The sequence below is a fragment of the Sulfitobacter sp. GN1-4 genome, from assembly GCF_055693825.1.
In genome coordinates this window covers 3,809,072-3,824,874 of record NZ_JBVFUQ010000003.1, presented here as the reverse complement: position 1 = coordinate 3,824,874, position 15,803 = coordinate 3,809,072, and the positions used below count along the sequence as shown (strand labels likewise).

7 protein-coding genes, 1 tRNA gene and 5 pseudogenes are annotated in these 15,803 nt (G+C 63.5%); 8 read left to right on the top strand and 5 right to left on the bottom strand.

All coding sequences use genetic code 11. The features are described 5' to 3' along the window. Window positions 1-154 precede the first annotated feature (154 nt). From ACZ1HM_RS19690 to selD, 4 genes and pseudogenes are all read left to right on the top strand, one after another. Window positions 155-874, top strand: a complete 720-nt coding sequence (locus ACZ1HM_RS19690; RefSeq protein ID WP_472744293.1) for an ImuA family protein — start codon at window positions 155-157, stop codon at window positions 872-874. Further along, window positions 768-2,312, top strand: a complete 1,545-nt coding sequence (locus ACZ1HM_RS19685; protein WP_472744292.1) for a Y-family DNA polymerase — start codon at window positions 768-770, stop codon at window positions 2,310-2,312. Before ACZ1HM_RS19690 ends, ACZ1HM_RS19685 begins: the two co-directional genes overlap by 107 nt. A gap of 178 nt (window positions 2,313-2,490) precedes the next feature. After that, window positions 2,491-5,801 (top strand): annotated as a pseudogene (locus tag ACZ1HM_RS19680) (error-prone DNA polymerase). Between the two features lie 165 nt (window positions 5,802-5,966). Next, window positions 5,967-8,128, top strand: a pseudogene (gene selD, locus ACZ1HM_RS19675) (selenide, water dikinase SelD). Between the two features lie 25 nt (window positions 8,129-8,153). Here selD and mnmH read toward each other — a convergent pair. The 3 genes and pseudogenes from mnmH to ACZ1HM_RS19660 all read right to left on the bottom strand — a co-directional run bounded on the left by mnmH (window position 8,154) and on the right by ACZ1HM_RS19660 (window position 9,795). Next, window positions 8,154-9,202 (bottom strand): annotated as a pseudogene (mnmH, locus tag ACZ1HM_RS19670) (tRNA 2-selenouridine(34) synthase MnmH). A gap of 101 nt (window positions 9,203-9,303) precedes the next feature. Next, a tRNA-Ala gene (locus ACZ1HM_RS19665) sits at window positions 9,304-9,379 on the bottom strand. A gap of 86 nt (window positions 9,380-9,465) precedes the next feature. Then, complete coding sequence (locus ACZ1HM_RS19660) at window positions 9,466-9,795, bottom strand: TIGR02300 family protein (RefSeq protein ID WP_472744291.1); 330 nt, start codon at window positions 9,793-9,795, stop codon at window positions 9,466-9,468. A 123-nt stretch (window positions 9,796-9,918) separates the two neighbouring features. On the opposite strand from ACZ1HM_RS19660, the pseudogene ACZ1HM_RS19655 reads away from it, so the two are divergent. Together ACZ1HM_RS19655 and ACZ1HM_RS19650 are read left to right on the top strand one after the other, a co-directional pair. After that, window positions 9,919-10,606: pseudogene (locus ACZ1HM_RS19655) on the top strand (M48 family metallopeptidase). 54 nt (window positions 10,607-10,660) lie between these two features. Beyond that, window positions 10,661-11,313: pseudogene (locus ACZ1HM_RS19650) on the top strand (GntR family transcriptional regulator). 21 nt (window positions 11,314-11,334) lie between these two features. Here the strand turns inward: ACZ1HM_RS19650 and ACZ1HM_RS19645 are convergent. Further along, window positions 11,335-12,297, bottom strand: a complete 963-nt coding sequence (locus ACZ1HM_RS19645) for an acetyl-CoA carboxylase carboxyltransferase subunit alpha (protein WP_472744290.1) — start codon at window positions 12,295-12,297, stop codon at window positions 11,335-11,337. 154 nt (window positions 12,298-12,451) lie between these two features. Further along, window positions 12,452-13,408, bottom strand: coding sequence for an L-malyl-CoA/beta-methylmalyl-CoA lyase (locus ACZ1HM_RS19640; protein ID WP_472744289.1), 957 nt, complete (start codon window positions 13,406-13,408; stop codon window positions 12,452-12,454). Between the two features lie 362 nt (window positions 13,409-13,770). Between ACZ1HM_RS19640 and dgcN the strand changes: the two genes are divergently transcribed. Continuing rightward, a complete protein-coding gene (dgcN, locus tag ACZ1HM_RS19635; RefSeq protein WP_472744288.1) occupies window positions 13,771-14,772 on the top strand; it encodes an N-acetyltransferase DgcN in 1,002 nt (333 codons plus the stop codon). A gap of 58 nt (window positions 14,773-14,830) precedes the next feature. Then, window positions 14,831-15,796: an N-acetyl-D-Glu racemase DgcA gene (gene dgcA / locus ACZ1HM_RS19630; RefSeq protein WP_472744287.1), complete on the top strand. Its 966-nt coding sequence runs from the start codon at window positions 14,831-14,833 to the stop codon at window positions 15,794-15,796. Window positions 15,797-15,803: the final 7 nt, after the last annotated feature.

Genomic DNA, 15,803 nt, shown 5'->3' with positions numbered 1-15,803 from the left:
AGAGCCGGGCGGCCCGGCATGTCTGGCGGCGTCCGTAGGCGCTTTGGCTGCGAATGTACATGACTTTGTGAAATGCGGCGGCTTGACGCTGGCCATGTGGGGCGCGTTGCGCTATCTTCACAAAAAGAACAAAACATGAACAATGAGGGTATGTATGCCAACCGATTCCCTTGCCGGGCAGGTGATTTCCCTGTCCTCCAAACGTCTGGTGACGGATGTTCCTGCCCCTGCGGGCGGGGAGGCGGTGCTGCGCGATGTGATCGCGGGTGGGCCTTTCGATGGGGCGGTGACGGGGTTTGTTCTGTCCTGTCTGCCCGACAGTACCGCGCCGGTTTTATGGGTGTCCTGCCGAATGTCGCGGCGCGAAAATGGGCGGCTTTATGGGCCGGCGCTGCGGCAGTTTGGCTTTCGCGGCGATGTGCTGCGGGTGGAGGTCAGCCACCCGCGCGACGTGCTTTGGGCGATGGAAGAGGGCGCAGGCTGTGCCGGGCTGGCCGCCGTGGTGGGCGAAATCCACGGCGCGCCAGAGGTGCTCAGCTTTACCGCCACCAAACGGCTGGCCCTGCGGGCAGAGGCGTCAAAGGTGCCGATCTGGCTTATTCGGTCGGGCGATCATGGCGCGCTTTCAGCGGCGCGCGAACGGTGGCGGCTGTCGTCCTTGCCCTCGGCCCGTCACCGCTGGAACCCCGCCGCCCCTGGTGCACCTTTGTGGGAGGCGGAGCTTTTCCGCGCGCGTGGGCGTGCCCCCGGCACCTGGGAGGCGCGGTATGAGCCAACAGCCAGATGGGCCAAGGATCGCCTCCATCTTCTTTCCCGATCTGGCGATGGACCGGTGGCGCAGGATCGTGCGGCAACAGCGGACACTGCCGGATGAGGAGGTGCCCGTGGTTTTGGCTGTACAGGGCAGCCACGGGCCGATTGTCCACGCGATGAGTGCGGCCGCACAGGCGCGCGGGGTGCAGCCCGGCGCGCGGATTGTTGATGTGCAGGCCATCCACCCCGATCTGCATGTTGAGCAAGCGGATGTGGCCGGAGATGTGGCCCTGCTGGACCGTGCGGCGATGTGGGCGCGGCGCTGGTGCCCCTGGACGGTGCGCGACGGCGATGATGGCATCACGCTTGATATCACCGGGGCGGCGCATCTTTTTGGCGGAGAGGCGCGGATGCTGCGCGACATGGGGCAGCGCTTCAAGATGCAGGGGTTATCTGCACGGCTGGCCGTGGCCCCGACGCGTGGTGCGGCACAGATGTTGGCGCGCTATGGCGGGGGCGGGGTGATCTGCGGGCCGCAGGATGTGGCCGTGGCCGTGGCCCCCCTGCCGGTCGCTGCGTTGCGGCTGACCGAGGAGACTGTGCGGTTGCTGCAGCGGTTGGGGTTGAAAACCATCGGCGCGCTGATGGAGGTGCCGCGCGTGGCGTTGATGCGGCGCTTTGACCGGATGGCGGCAGAGGTGAACCCTCTGGTCTTGTTGGACCGCGCCTTGGGCCGCACCGCAGATCCGCTGAATGCGCCCGAGGATGCCCGGCATTGGATGGCCCGCGCGCGTCTGGCTGAACCGGTGATTGACCCGGTGCCGCATCTGGAAGGGTTGGCGCGGGATCTGTGCCGCCAGATGGCCCGCGCCGAACAGGGCGCGCGGCGGTTGCGGCTGACGATCTACCGGGTGGACGGCGAATGGCGGTCGCGGGATGTGGCGCTGGCCGCCGCCAGCCGGGAGGCTGCGCATCTGGTGCGGTTGCTGGAGGGTAAGCTGGACGGGATTGATCCGGGCTTTGGTTTTGATCTGCTCACGTTGGAGGCGTTGCGGGTGGAGCCTTTGGCGTTGCACCAGGATGATCTGTCTGGCCAGCGGGATGCCGGGCGCGATGTGGCTGCTTTGTTGGACCGGCTGACAGCAAAGCTGGGGCCGGACAAGATCACCTGGTCTGCTTGGTGCGAAAGCCATCTGCCGGAACGGGTGGAGGGCCGGGTTGCGGCCTTGGCTGGCGGGGCAGAGGGGCAGGCGGGTGTGCTGCGCGAGCGGCCTTTGCGCCTGTTGGAGCCGCCTGAGGAAATCGCGGTGCTCTATGCGGTGCCCGAAGGGCCGCCGGCGCGGTTTCGCTGGCGGCGCGTGTCCTATCTGACGGTGCGGTATGAGGGGCCAGAGCGGGTGGCCCCGGAGTGGTGGCGCGACCGCCCCGGCACGCGGTTGCGGGATTATTACAAGGTGGAGGTCGGCGATGGCCGGAGGTTTTGGATGTACCGGGAGGGCATGTTGGGCGATGGTCGGGGCCAAGAGCCACGGTGGTTTTTGCAGGGGATTTTCGGGTGAGGGTGGCGTGGCGCGCGTGCGGTGCACGACGCCCCACCCACTCTCCCGTAGGGTGCGCATTTATGCGCACCGATGTGCGGGTGGTGGCCTTGGGACGGTGCGCAGTGAATGCGCACCCTACCGAAGGTGTCCAGCCCGTGGGTACCACGGGGCGCACCCCGTAGCGCTTTGACGTCCCATGCCGCAACAAGACGGACATAAACGCCGCACGCTGGAGGAGGAGGACCCGTTCCAGCCCAATCCCCCTCCCCCTTTGTGGAGCTGGGGCTGGCGAGCTGCTTTTCCTTCCTGCGCGCGGCCTCTGACGCGGTGGACCTGAGCGCCACCGCCAACAGGCTGGGCTATGATGCCATCGGCATTGCCGATCACAACACGCTGGCCGGTGTCGTGCGCCTGCATGTTGAGGCGCAGAAAGCCAAAGTGCGCCCGATCATTGGGGCGCGGCTGGTGTTGATGTGTGGTGCCGAGCTTTTGGCCTATCCCACAGATCGCGCCGCCTATGCCCGGCTTTCTACCCTGCTGAGCAAGGGCAAGATGGCGGATGTGGACGGCGGTTGGCAGCAAAAGGGCGAGACGCATCTGACGCTTGAGATGGTGGCGGCCCATGCCGAGGGGATACAGCTGATTGTGATGCCGCCTGCCGGTCTGGATGTGTTTGAGGCCGGGTTGCCGCGTCTCATTCAGGCGCTGCCCACGCTGCGTCACATCGGGGCGGCCTATTTGTATCACGGCGATGACGTGGCGCGGATTGCGCGGCTGGACACGATGGCGCGGGCCCATGGCCTGTGCATTCTGGCCACCAATGATGTGCTTTATCATGCCCCCCACCGCCGTCCTTTGCAGGATGTGATGACCTGTATCCGCGCCGGTGTGACGATTGACACCGCAGGTTTCCGGCTGGAGCCCAACGCGGAGCGGCATCTGAAATCGCCCGCTGAGATGTGCCGCCTTTTCGCCGATTGGCCCCATGCGCTGCGGGCCACACGGCAGGTGGCGGAGGCCTGCCGCTTTGCGCTGACGGACCTGCGCTATGAATACCCCCATGAGATTGAGCCCAATGGCCGCAGCGCGCAGGAAGAGCTGGAGCGGCTGACCTGGGAGGGCGCGGCCTGGCGTTATCCGGGCGGGGTATCGGAGCGGATCCGGGCGATCATCGACAAGGAGTTCGCGTTGATCCGCTCCAAGGGGATCGCGCGGTATTTTCTGACCATCAACGACATCGTGCGCTTTGCCCGCCAAGAGGCGCAGCCGCCGATCCTGTGCCAGGGGCGCGGGTCTGCGGCCAATTCGGCGGTGTGTTTCTGTCTGGGCATCACGGCGGTGGATCCCGAAGAACATGACGTCTTGTTTGAACGGTTCCTCAGCGAAGAGCGGGATGAGCCGCCCGACATCGACGTGGATTTTGAACATGAGCGCCGCGAGGAAGTGATCCAGTACATGTACGCCAAATACGGGCGGGCGCGGGCGGGGCTGTGTGCCACGGTGATCCATTACCGCCCCCGGTCGGCCATCCGGGAGGTGGGCAAGGCGATGGGGCTGAGTGAGGATGTGACCTCAAAGCTGGCCAGCACGGTTTGGGGCAGTTTTGAGGGGCAATACGGTGATCAGCGGGTCAAGGACGCGGGCATGGATCTGAACGATCCCTATTTGCGCAAAGTCATCTTGTTGGCGCGCCAGATGACCGGGATGCCCCGGCACCTGAGCCAGCATGTGGGCGGGTTCATCCTGACTGAGCGGCCCCTGACCGAGATGGTGCCGATTGGCAATGGTGCGATGCCTGAGCGGTCCTTTATTGAGTGGGACAAGGACGACATTGACGCGCTGGGGATCTTCAAGGTGGATGTGCTGGCCTTGGGGATGCTGACCTGCATTGCCAAATGCTTTGATCTGCTGCGCGCCCATGAAGGCGTGGATCTGGATTTGGCGACGGTGCCGGTCGAAGACCCTGAGACCTATGACATGCTCTGTGCGGGCGATTCCTTGGGCGTGTTTCAGGTGGAAAGCCGCGCGCAGATGGCGATGCTGCCCAAGCTGCGCCCGCGCACCTTTTATGATCTGGTGATTGAGGTGGCGATTGTCCGACCTGGCCCCATTCAGGGCGATATGGTGCATCCGTTTTTGCGCCGCCGTCAGGGAATTGAAGGCGTAAGCTATCCCGCACCTGGGCCGGAGCATCCGCAGGATGAGCTGTTGAAAATCCTCGGGCGCACGCTGGGCGTGCCGATCTTTCAGGAACAGGCCATGAAGATCGCCATTGATGCGGCAAAGTTTTCCCCCAAAGAGGCTAATGAGCTGCGCAAGGCGATGGCGACCTTTCGGTCGCGCGGCACGATTGAGACCTTGCAGAACAAGATGGTCAGCCGGATGACCGAACGCGGCTATGACGCGGACTTTGCGCAGCGCTGTTTTGATCAGATCAAGGGGTTTGGGGACTATGGCTTTCCTGAAAGCCATGCGGCGAGCTTTGCCAAGCTGGTTTATGTGTCGTCCTGGATGAAGTGCCACTATCCGGCGGCTTTTGCCTGTGCGCTGCTGAACTCTCAGCCGATGGGATTTTACGCCCCTGCCCAGATCGTGCGCGATGCGCGTGAGCATGGGGTCAAGGTGTTGGATGTGGATGTGAACCTGTCGGATTGGGACTGCACGTTGGAGCCTTGCGGGGCGGGTTTTGCCCTGCGCTTGGGGATGCGGCAGGTGGACGGGATGCGCCAGGAGGCCGGGCTGCGCATCATGGCCGCGCGCGACGTGCCGTTTGAGGATGTGGCGGATTTGAAAGCGCGCGCGCAGCTGGATCGGGGCATGCTGCGCAGGCTGGCGGCGGCGGATGCGATGCGGTCGATGGGGATCGACCGGCGCCAAGCGCTGTGGCAGGCGCAGGGGCTGAAGGATGCACCCGCCTTGCCGATATTCGAGGCCGCCGCGGCGCGCGATGAGGGGGCGGAGCCGCAGGTGCCGCTGCCGGCGATGCCAGTGGCCGAACATGTGGTGGCCGATTACCAGACGCTGCGGCTGTCCCTGAAAGCGCATCCGTTAACGTTTTTCCGTGCCAGCCTGCGCAAGCAAGGGTTTTCCTGCACCGACGCGCTGCCGGGGATGCGGCACGGGCAGCGGGTGTCTTTGGCCGGGTTGGTTCTGGTCCGGCAAAAGCCGGGATCGGCCAAGGGGGTGTGTTTCATCACGCTGGAGGATGAGGGCGGGGTGGCGAACCTGGTGATCTGGCCAAAGCTGTTTGAGACCTGGCGCGCGATCATCATGTCGGCGCGGCTGTTGGTGGTGCATGGCCGGGTGCAAAGCGACGGCAGGGTGATCCATGTGGTGGCGGAGCGGTTGGAGAACCGCACCGGGCGGCTGGATGCGTTATCCCAGGAGCGGGTGCCTGCGACCTATGCGCGGGGCGATGAGGTGGTGCGGCCGGTGCCAGATCAGGTGGGCGGGCGCAAACATCCGCGTGATGTACGTGTGATCCCCAAGTCGCGGGATTTTCATTAGCCTTGTGGCCGTGGCCCTTGTAGGACAGGCGCGCGCGATGCGCGCATATGATTTATGGATTTGCCTGCGTCAAATCGGTGCGAGGCGCTGCCTCGCGCTCCGGAGGGGTAGAGGAAAGATGAAGCGGGATTGGCGAATGTGGTGTGACATCATGCGCGGTGTTCTATGAGGGATGTGGTGCCTTTGACGCGCGATCTGGTTTTGATCGGGGGCGGGCATGCCCATGCGCTGGTGTTGCGGGCCTGGGGGATGGATCCGCTGGCGGGGGCGCGGGTGACGGTGATCAACCCCGGGCCGACCGCGCCTTATACGGGCATGTTGCCGGGGCATGTGGCGGGCCATTATGGGCGCGATGATCTGGAGATTGATCTGGTGCGGCTGTGCCGTCATGCCGGTGCGCGTCTGATCCTGGACAAGGCGGTGGGGATTGACCGGGGCGCGCGTCAGGTGCTTTTGCAGGGGCGCGGACCGGTGGGGTATGACGTGGCCTCAGTTGATGTGGGGATCACGGCGGAGATGGATTTGCCGGGCTTTGCGACCCATGGCATCGGGGCCAAGCCCTTGGACGTTTTTGCAGACCGGTGGCGGGGGTTTCTGGCGCAGGTGGATGCCGGTCAGGCCGCCCCGCAGGTGGCGGTGATAGGCGGGGGCGTTGCGGGGTGTGAGCTGGCCATGGCGATGGCGCATCGCTTGGCCGCGGCGGGCCATATCCCGCAGGTGAGTGTGATTGAAGCGGGCCCCGACATCACCGGCATGGGCGCGCGCGCCAAGGTGCAGGTGAAAGCCGCGATGGCGGCGCTGGGCATTGTGCTGCGCACGGGTGTGCGGGTGGTGTCGGTGGGGCCTGCGGAGGTGAGCCTGGCCGAAGGTGCGCCGGTGCCTGCGGCACTCTGTGTCGGCGCGGCGGGGGCCTTTCCACATGGTTGGATCGCGCAGACGGATGTGCCGCAGCAGGATGGGTTTATCACGGTGGGGCGCGACCTTGGCGTGCTGGGGTGTGACGATCTTTTTGCGGTGGGCGATTGTGCGGTGATGCCTGCAGATCCCCGCCCCAAAGCGGGGGTTTTTGCGGTGCGGGCCGCGCCGATTTTGCACGACAACCTGCGCGCGGCCTTGAGCGGTGGGACGCGCCGTTTGTGGCATCCGCAGAAAGACTACCTCAAGCTGGTGTCCCTGGGGGGCAAAGCGGCCCTGGCAGAAAAGTTCGGTTTGGTCCTCAAAGGCCCTGCGATGTGGCGCTGGAAGGACCGGATTGACCGGGCGTTCATGGACCGGCTCAATGATTTGCCTGCGATGAAGGTGCCCGCCCTGCCTGCGGATATGGCCCAAGGGGTGCAACAGATGGTGCAGGCCAAGCCGCTTTGCGGGGGATGCGGTGCCAAGGTGGGTTTGGGCGTGCTACGTGCGGCGGTGCCCGCCGTGGGGACCGAGGGAGGCGATATCCTTTCTGGTCCGGGGGATGATGCTGCGATTTTGCGGCAACCGGGGGGCGGGTATCAGGTGATCAGCACCGACCATCTGCGCGCCTTTACGTCGGACCCGGCGGTGATGGCGCGGATTGCGGCGGTGCATGCTTTGGGCGATGTCTGGGCGATGGGGGCCAAGCCGCAGGCGGCGTTGGCCACGCTGATTTTGCCGCAGATGTCTGCCGCTTTGCAGCGCAGGACGTTGGATGAGATCATGGCGGCAGCGGGGGCTGTGATCCGGGATGCCGGTGCTGAGATCATTGGCGGGCACACGACCATGGGGGCTGAGCTGACCATTGGCTTTACCGTTACGGGCACGCGGGACCGGATGCCTATCACGGTGTCGGGTGCGCGGGGGGAGATGTTCTGGTGCTGACCCGGCCCATTGGGGCGGGGGTCTTGCTGGCGGCGGAAATGGCGGGTCAGGCCGATGGCCGGGATGTGGCGGCCGCCCTGGCGCAGATGGCTGCGCCGCAAGGTGCGGCGGCGGCGGTCTTGGCTGAGGTGGCGCATGCGATGACGGATGTGACGGGCTTTGGCCTGGCAGGCCATATTCGGGCGATGTTGGGCAGCGACCTTGATGCCGCCCTGCAGGGCGCCGCGATCCCGGTCTATGCCGGGGCTGAGGCGCTGTCGGCGGCGGGCGTGTCTTCGGTGCTGATGGCCAGCAATCAGGCGGATGCGCCGGTTGTTGGGGCTGAGATGCCGTTGCTGCATGATCCGCAGACGGCAGGCGGGCTGTTGGCCGCTGTGCCGCAAAAGGCGGTGGCGGAGGTTCTCGTGGCGCTGGAGGCGGCGGGCGGGCAGGGGCATGTCATCGGGCAGCTCAGCGCAGGATCGGGGCAGATCGTCGTGACGTGATGCGTGGGGCTGGCGCGGATTGGCCTTAGGGCGCGAAGTGCCGGATCAGGGTTTCGGCTGACCGCGCCAATGTGGCGTCCGACAAATCGGCCAGATGCACTTTGTGGACCGGCGCGGATTTGTCTGCTGCGGATTTGGCATAGCGCGGATCGTAGTGCGCGGCCACCAAGCCTGCGGCCAGCGCCTGCCAATCGCCGTTGTGCGCGTCATCCAGCCAGGCGGTGATCTGATCAGCGGGATGATAGGGCCGCAACTGGTCAATCTGGGCGCAGAGGCGTGCGATGTCTTGCGTCAGATCGCGGTAGGCGGACGCCAGATAGGCCGCGCGCGCGGGCAAGGGCGCAGTGATTTGCATGCGGTCCGCAGCATTCATCGCCTTCCAAAGGGAGGGCGGAATGAGGCGTTCGCCGATCTTGCTGCTTTCGGCCTCAATAAATGTCGGCTGATCTGGTGCCAGCGGAGTGAGGGCGGCAGCCAGTCCGCTTTCAAAGCCTTTTTGGCTGGGCTGGTCTGATCCGATGTCACCAAAAAGCGAACCACGGTGGCCTGCAAGCCCTTCCAGATCAAGGGTTTGCGCCCCGGCTTGGGCCAGGTGATGCAGCAGCGCTGTTTTGGCGGTGCCTGTGCCGCCTTCGATCACGATCAGCCGGTGCGGCAGCGGGTTGTCATAAAGCGTGCCCACGATGGCGCGGCGATAGCTTTGATAGCCGCCCTTCAGCAGCTGCACCCGCCACCCCACCTGAGACAGGATCGTGGCAAAAGCGCCCGAGCGTTGGCCGCCGCGCCAGCAATAGACCAGCGGTTGCCACCCCCTGGTTTGTCGGCAAGCGGCCCCTGCAGATGCCGCGCGGTGTTTTGGGCCACAAGCGCACCGCCGATTTTGCGGGCATCAAAGGGGCTGGCTTGGGTATACAGCGTGCCCACTTCTGCGCGCTGGGCATCACTGAGGACGGGCAGGTTGATGGCCCCTGGCAGATGGTCCTCGGCAAATTCAGCAGGCGCGCGCACGTCAATGACGGTGTCCACGTCCAGCGCGGTCAGGTCAGAGAGCGTGGAGAGCGTAAACGGGGTCATCGCAAGCCTGTCCAGAAGAGCCATCTGTGAAAGCTGGCTTGTGGCGCCATTGGCACCTGGCAGAGTGCCTGCGCCGTGGTGCCATCGTTGCTTGGGAAGTTTGGTGGAGCATAGCGGGATCGAACCGCTGACCTCCTGCATGCCATGCAGGCGCTCTCCCAGCTGAGCTAATGCCCCATTGAGGTGAACCCTCGGGTTGGTGGCGCGTGATTAAGACAGGCGCCGGGCGGGATCAAGTCAAAAACGTCCCCGCCCATGCGGAATCAACTGTCGTCGTCTTCTGAGGCGACGTCAGCGATGTCTTCCAGCGGTACAGTGCTGTCATCATCATCGTCGTCATCCAGAATATCGTCATCCAGATCCACATCGACATCATCGTCATCATCGAGCAGCGCATCCTCTTCAACCTCGGCCTCTTTGGCTTTGGTTGTCGCGGCATCCTCTGCATCGGCGGCGATCATCCGGGATTTGGACGCGTCAACCTCAAGCACCTCACCGGTGTAGGGGCTGACAATCGGATCTTTGTTCAAGTCGTAGAACCGCTTGCCTGTTGTCGGACACAGGCGTTTGGTTCCCCATTCTTCTTTGGGCATGAAATACCCCTTCTTGCATTGACGTTTAAACGTAGATGGTATGGTGCTGAGTCTGGGCAAGTGCCATATGCAGGGGAGACTGTCAAAGGCTTTAGCCTTTCGCGTTGAGCCAGAGGTGAACACATGGCTGAAACCTTCCTGCCCGGCGATCCTCCGATCCCGCTGATCTTGCGCCGTTCGGCCCGCGCGCGGCGGATTTCGCTGCGCATCTCGCAGTTGGATGGACGGGTGACGCTGACCTTGCCCAAACGCCTCGCCGAACGCGAGGCGTTGGCCTTTGCCGCCAGCAAGCAAGACTGGATTCTGCAAGCATCTCGCCGCGCGCGGAGAGGACGTGACCGTGGGTCTTGGCACCCAGCTGCCTTTGGGCGGGCGCATGGTGCGTGTGGTTGCGGGGCAGGGGCGGTCGGTGCAGTTGGGGCAGGATGAGATTGCTGTGCCAGGCGCGCCAGAGCGGGCGGGCAAACGGCTGGCGGCCTATCTCAAAGAGGTAGCGCGCGACAGGCTGGCGGGGGCCTGCGATGATTACGCGGCGCTTCTGGGCAGGCGTTACTGCCGGATCACGATGCGCGATACCCGCTCACGCTGGGGGTCTTGCACCAGCGACGGGGCGCTGAATTTCTCCTGGCGGCTGATCATGGCCCCGCCTGAGGTGTTGGATTATGTCGCCGCCCATGAGGTGGCGCATCTGGCAGAGATGAATCATTCACCCGCCTTCTGGGCGGGGGTGGAGCGTATTTACGGCCCCTATAAAGAGGCACGCGGCTGGTTGCGCCAGCATGGCAACGACCTGCATCGTTACCGTTTTTAAGGCGCGCGGCCCTCGCGGCTTGACCTGATTCCATTTTGTGATCACAAACGGCCTATGGCCCTTACAGCACGTCAAAGCGAAGCCACCGTGGTGGCGCATGACAAACTCTACCGTGATCTGCGCAGCCGGATCATGCATGGTGATCTGCCCCCCGGTCAGGCACTGACACTGCGGGGGTTGGGCAAGGAATACGGCGTGTCCATGACGCCCGCGCGCGAAGCGGTGCGGCGGTTGGTGGCCGAGGGCGCGCTGACGATGTCGAATTCGGGCCGCATCTCAACCCCGGAGCTGAGCAACGAACGGATTGAAGAGCTTGCCGCCCTGCGGGCTTTGATTGAGGTGGAGCTGGCCAGCCGGGCCTTGCCACGCGCGCATATGGCGTTGATTGAGCGGATGCAGACGATCAATGCTGCCATCGCCGATGCGGTACACCACCGCGACGCGGTCAGTTACATCCGCACAAATCTTGAGTTTCACCGCACGCTCTATCTGCGTGCCCAGTGCCCCGGCCATGCTGGCGATGGCCGAAACGGTCTGGCTGCAGATGGGGCCAACGATGCGTGCGCTATACGGTCGCTTGCGGCGCACAGAGCCGCCACAGTTCCACCGCCTGATCATTGCCGCCCTCAAAGCAGGCGATGAACCAGCGGCTGCGCCTGGCCGTGCGTTCGGACGTCACCCAAGGGCTGCGCATGTTGGTCAGCTGACCCGACGTGCCGCCCGTGGCCTTAGGCCGCCAGGCCGCTGCTGCCCATCTCCAGATACTTGCGCCGCCGGTCCTGTACCAAGGCATCCGCATCCTTGCCGTCCAGCTCTTTGAGCATTTCGCTGATCGCTGTCCGCACGGACGCAATCGCAGCCTCAGGATCGCGGTGTGCGCCGCCTTTGGGTTCGGGGATGATACGGTCTGTCACGCCCAGCTTGCGCAGATCATCCGCCGTCAGGCGCATGGCCTCCGCCGCTTCGCGCATTTTTTCGGCGTCTTTCCACAGAATTGAGGCGCATCCCTCAGGTGTGATCACGGAATACACCGAATGCTCCATCATCGCCACGCGGTTGGCCGTGGCAAAGGCCACAGCCCCGCCTGATCCCCCCTCGCCAATGATGACAGAGACCAAAGGCACGCCAATTTGCAGACATTTCTCAGTGGAGCGCGCAATCGCCTCAGACTGGCCGCGTTCTTCGGCCCCTTTGCCGGGATAGGCGCCCGGCGTGTCCACCAGGGTGATCACCGGCAGGCCAAACTTGCCCGCCAGTTCCATCAGGCGCACGGCTTTGCGGTAGCCTTCGGGCCGGGCCATGCCAAAGTTCCGCTCAATCCGCGATGTCGTGTCGTTGCCCTTTTCATGGCCAATCACCATCACCGGCTGGTCGTTAAACCGCGCCAGCCCGCCCATGACCGCCAGGTCATCGGCAAAGTTCCGGTCACCTGCCAGGGGCATGTATTCAGTGAACAGCGCGTTGATGTAATCCTGACAATGCGGCCTGTCAGGATGCCGCGCCACCTGGCATTTGCGCCAGGGCGTCAGCGCGCCATAAAGCTCATCCAGAAGCTTGGCCGCCTTTTCATCCAGCGCCTTGGCTTCATCGGTGATGTCCATTTCCTCGTTCGCCCGCGCCAGCGCGCGCAATTCCTCTGCCTTGCCTTCAATCTCGGCCAGGGGTTTCTCGAAATCGAGGTATTGGGTCATATCGGGCTCCGCAGTTGGCTGGAACCCTATATGGCGTGACCCTGCGTCCATTGCAATCAGGGGAGCCACCTGGACCCCCTTTGCGCTTCATCTTTCCAAATACACCTCCGGGGGGTCGATCTTTGATCGACGGGGCAGAGCCCCCGCCCCCGTATCAGCCCGCGATCATCTCAGACTGACGCACAATCACCTCAGCCTGCTTGATGCTGGCAATATCGACCAACCGGCCCTTATAGACGGTGGCCCCTTCGCCGTTGGCTTTGGCGGTTTCCATCGCGGCGAGGATTTCGCGCGCTTCGGTCACGGCCTCTTCTGAGGGGGTGAAGACATCGTTGGACAGCGCGACCTGCTTGGGATGGATCGCCCATTTGCCGACCATGCCCAAGGTGGCAGAGCGGCGCGCCTGGGCCAGAAAGCCCTCATCATCAGAGAAATCACCAAACGGGCCGTCCACCGGCAACACACCGTGGGTCCGGCAGGCCGCAACGATCGCGGATTGCGCCCAGTGCCACGGGTCTGACCAGTAATTCGCCCCGTCATGGTGCATGTAGTAATTGGCCTGTGTGCCGCCGATGCCTGTGGTTTGCATGCCCATGGAGGCCGCGAAATCAGCCGCACCCAGGCTCATCGCCTCCAACCGGGGAGAGGCGGCTGCGATTTCTTCTACATGCGCGATGCCCGCGGCGGATTCGATGATCACCTCAAAGGCGATTTTCTTGCGGCGGCCTTTGGCGGCTTCAATCGATGTCACCAGCGCATCCACCGCGTAGATGTCAGAGGCGTTGCCGACCTTGGGGATCATGATCTGGTCAAGCCGTTCGCTGGCCTGTTCCAGCAGGTCCACCACATCGCGGTACCAATAGGGGCTGTCCAAGCCGTTGATGCGTACGGAAAGCGTTTTGCTGCCCCAATCCACGTTGCTGATGGCATCAATGACATTGGCGCGGGCGCTGTCTTTGTCAGAAGGGGCCACGGAATCTTCGAGATCAAGGTTGATGACGTCCGCCGCTGACCCGGCCATCTTTTCAAAGATCGCAGGGCGCGAGCCTGGGCCAAAGAGCTGGCAGCGGTTGGGGCGGGCAGGGGGCGTGGGCTGGAGACGGAAAGACATGTGGTGCGGTCCTCTAAGCGAAAGAAAATTGCGTGTTCCTTGTGCTGAGCGAGTATTAAATTGCGCAACCTGCTGCAAGCGTCATTTTGCACCTGCAGCAATTCCGTGCGGGTTCGGGGCTTGATGAGGCTGGCGGCCTTGGGCGGCTGGGTTTGGGTTTGAACGGCCTGGGCGGTGCAGGTTCATTTGCGCCGTGCGCCCATCTGCGGCGGAGCGGCGATGCTTGCTGCAAGATTTTTGCGACAGATGTCATATATGCGCAAAAATCTCCTGCAGATGGATGCCTTGGGGCGCATCTCGCAATCCTCTTGCACGCAGGATCGCCGACAGTGACGCGAATCTATTGATGCTGGAGAGATGCGATGATCGAGACCCCATATCTGCTGTTTCTGGGCGATGCGCCTGACCAACTGGCCGCCAAAGTGGCCCAGGGCATTAAGGACTGGCGCCCCGACAACGCCGTGGGCCAGTTCCGCATGGACGGCTGCAAGGCCGATGTGGGCCTGAAGGACATGACATTGGCCGAGGCCAAAGAGGCCGGTGCCAAGACGCTGGTGATTGGTGTGGCCAACCGGGGCGGCGTGATTTCACAAGCCTGGAAAGATGTGCTGCTGGAAGCGCTTGAGCTGGGCTATGACCTGGCCTCTGGTCTGCACAACCTGTTGGCAGAGGAAGGCGATCTGGTGGCATCGTCTCAGGTGAATGGCCGCACGCTGCATGATGTGCGGGTGCCAAACGTGCAATATCCGATTGCGGATGGCAAAAAACGCTCCGGCAAGCGTGTGCTGGCCGTTGGCACAGATTGTTCCGTGGGCAAGATGTACACCGCTTTGGCCCTGGATGAAGCGATGCGCAAGCAGGGCATGAAAAGCACTTTCCGCGCCACAGGTCAGACAGGTATTCTGATCACCGGCTCTGGCGTGCCGCTGGATGCGGTCATTGCCGATTTCATGGCTGGTGCAGTGGAATATCTGACGCCTGACAATGATGACGATCACTGGGACATCATCGAAGGGCAGGGCAGCCTGTTCCACGTGTCTTATTCCGGTGTGACCATGGCGCTGATCCACGGGGGTCAGCCTGATGCGCTGATCATCTGCCATGAGCCGACGCGGACGCATATGCGCGGTTTGCCCGAATACACCCCACCTTCCATGCAGGCGGTTTCTGACATGGCGCTGGCCCTGGCCAAAGTGGCCAATCCAGGCTGTAAGGTGATTGGTGTGTCTGTGAACACGCAGCACATGACCGAGGAAGAAGCCAACGCCTATCTGGCTGAGGTGGAAGCCGAGATGGGCTTGCCTGCAGTGGATCCGTTCCGCCACGGTGCCGATCGTTTGGCCAGCGCCATCGCGGCCCTTTAAGGGTCGCGCCGGTTGCGGCGTTGGATTGAAGTTATATTGGAAAGATGAAGGAGCGGACATGCGCATTGAGGTGACGTCGGACACATTCAAGCTGGCGCAGGTGTTCACCATTTCGCGCGGATCGCGCACGGAGGCCAAGGTGCTGACCGTGCGCATCACGCAGGATGGTGTGACCGGTTGGGGCGAATGTGTGCCTTATGCGCGCTATGATGAGACGCTGGCATCGGTGACGGCCGAGATTGAGGGATTGAGCGGGGCGCTGACCCGCGAAGGTCTTTATGATCTGTTGCCTGCGGGCGCTGCGCGCAACGCGGTTGATTGTGCGTTGTGGGATCTGGAGGCCAAGACCGCTGGCAAGCGGATGTGGGAATTGGCGGGCCTGGCGGCCCCCAAGCCCGAGATCACGGCCTATACCTTGTCCTTGGCGTCGCCTGAGGAGATGCAGGCGCAAGCGGCCAAGAACGCGCATCGTCCGCTGTTGAAGATCAAGCTGGGCACGCCCGATGACATGCCCCGGCTGGAAGCGGTGCGGGCGGGCGCGCCCAAGTCCACTATCATTGTGGATGCCAATGAGGGGTGGTCTGCGGACGTATATGCCGATCTGGCCCCGCATTTGGTGCGTCTGGGTGTGGCCCTGGTAGAGCAACCTTTGCCTGCGGGCGAGGATGACGCGCTTTTGGGGATGGAGCGGCCTGTGCCGGTTTGTGCTGATGAAAGCGCCCATGACTGTGACAGTCTGCCCAAGCTGAAGGGCAAATATGATGTGGTAAACATCAAGATCGACAAGACAGGCGGGTTGACCGAGGCGCTGAAGCTGCGCGCGGCGGCCTTGGCTCAAGGCTATGACGTGATGGTGGGGTGCATGGTGGGATCGTCCCTGGCGATGGCCCCTGCGACCGTTGTGGCCCAGGGCGTGAAGGTGGTTGATCTTGATGGGCCGCTATTGCTAGGCGAAGACCGGACGCACGCGTTGCAATATGATGCGGATGGGGTGCACCCGCCCGCGAAAGAGCTTTGGGGCTGAGCCCCGT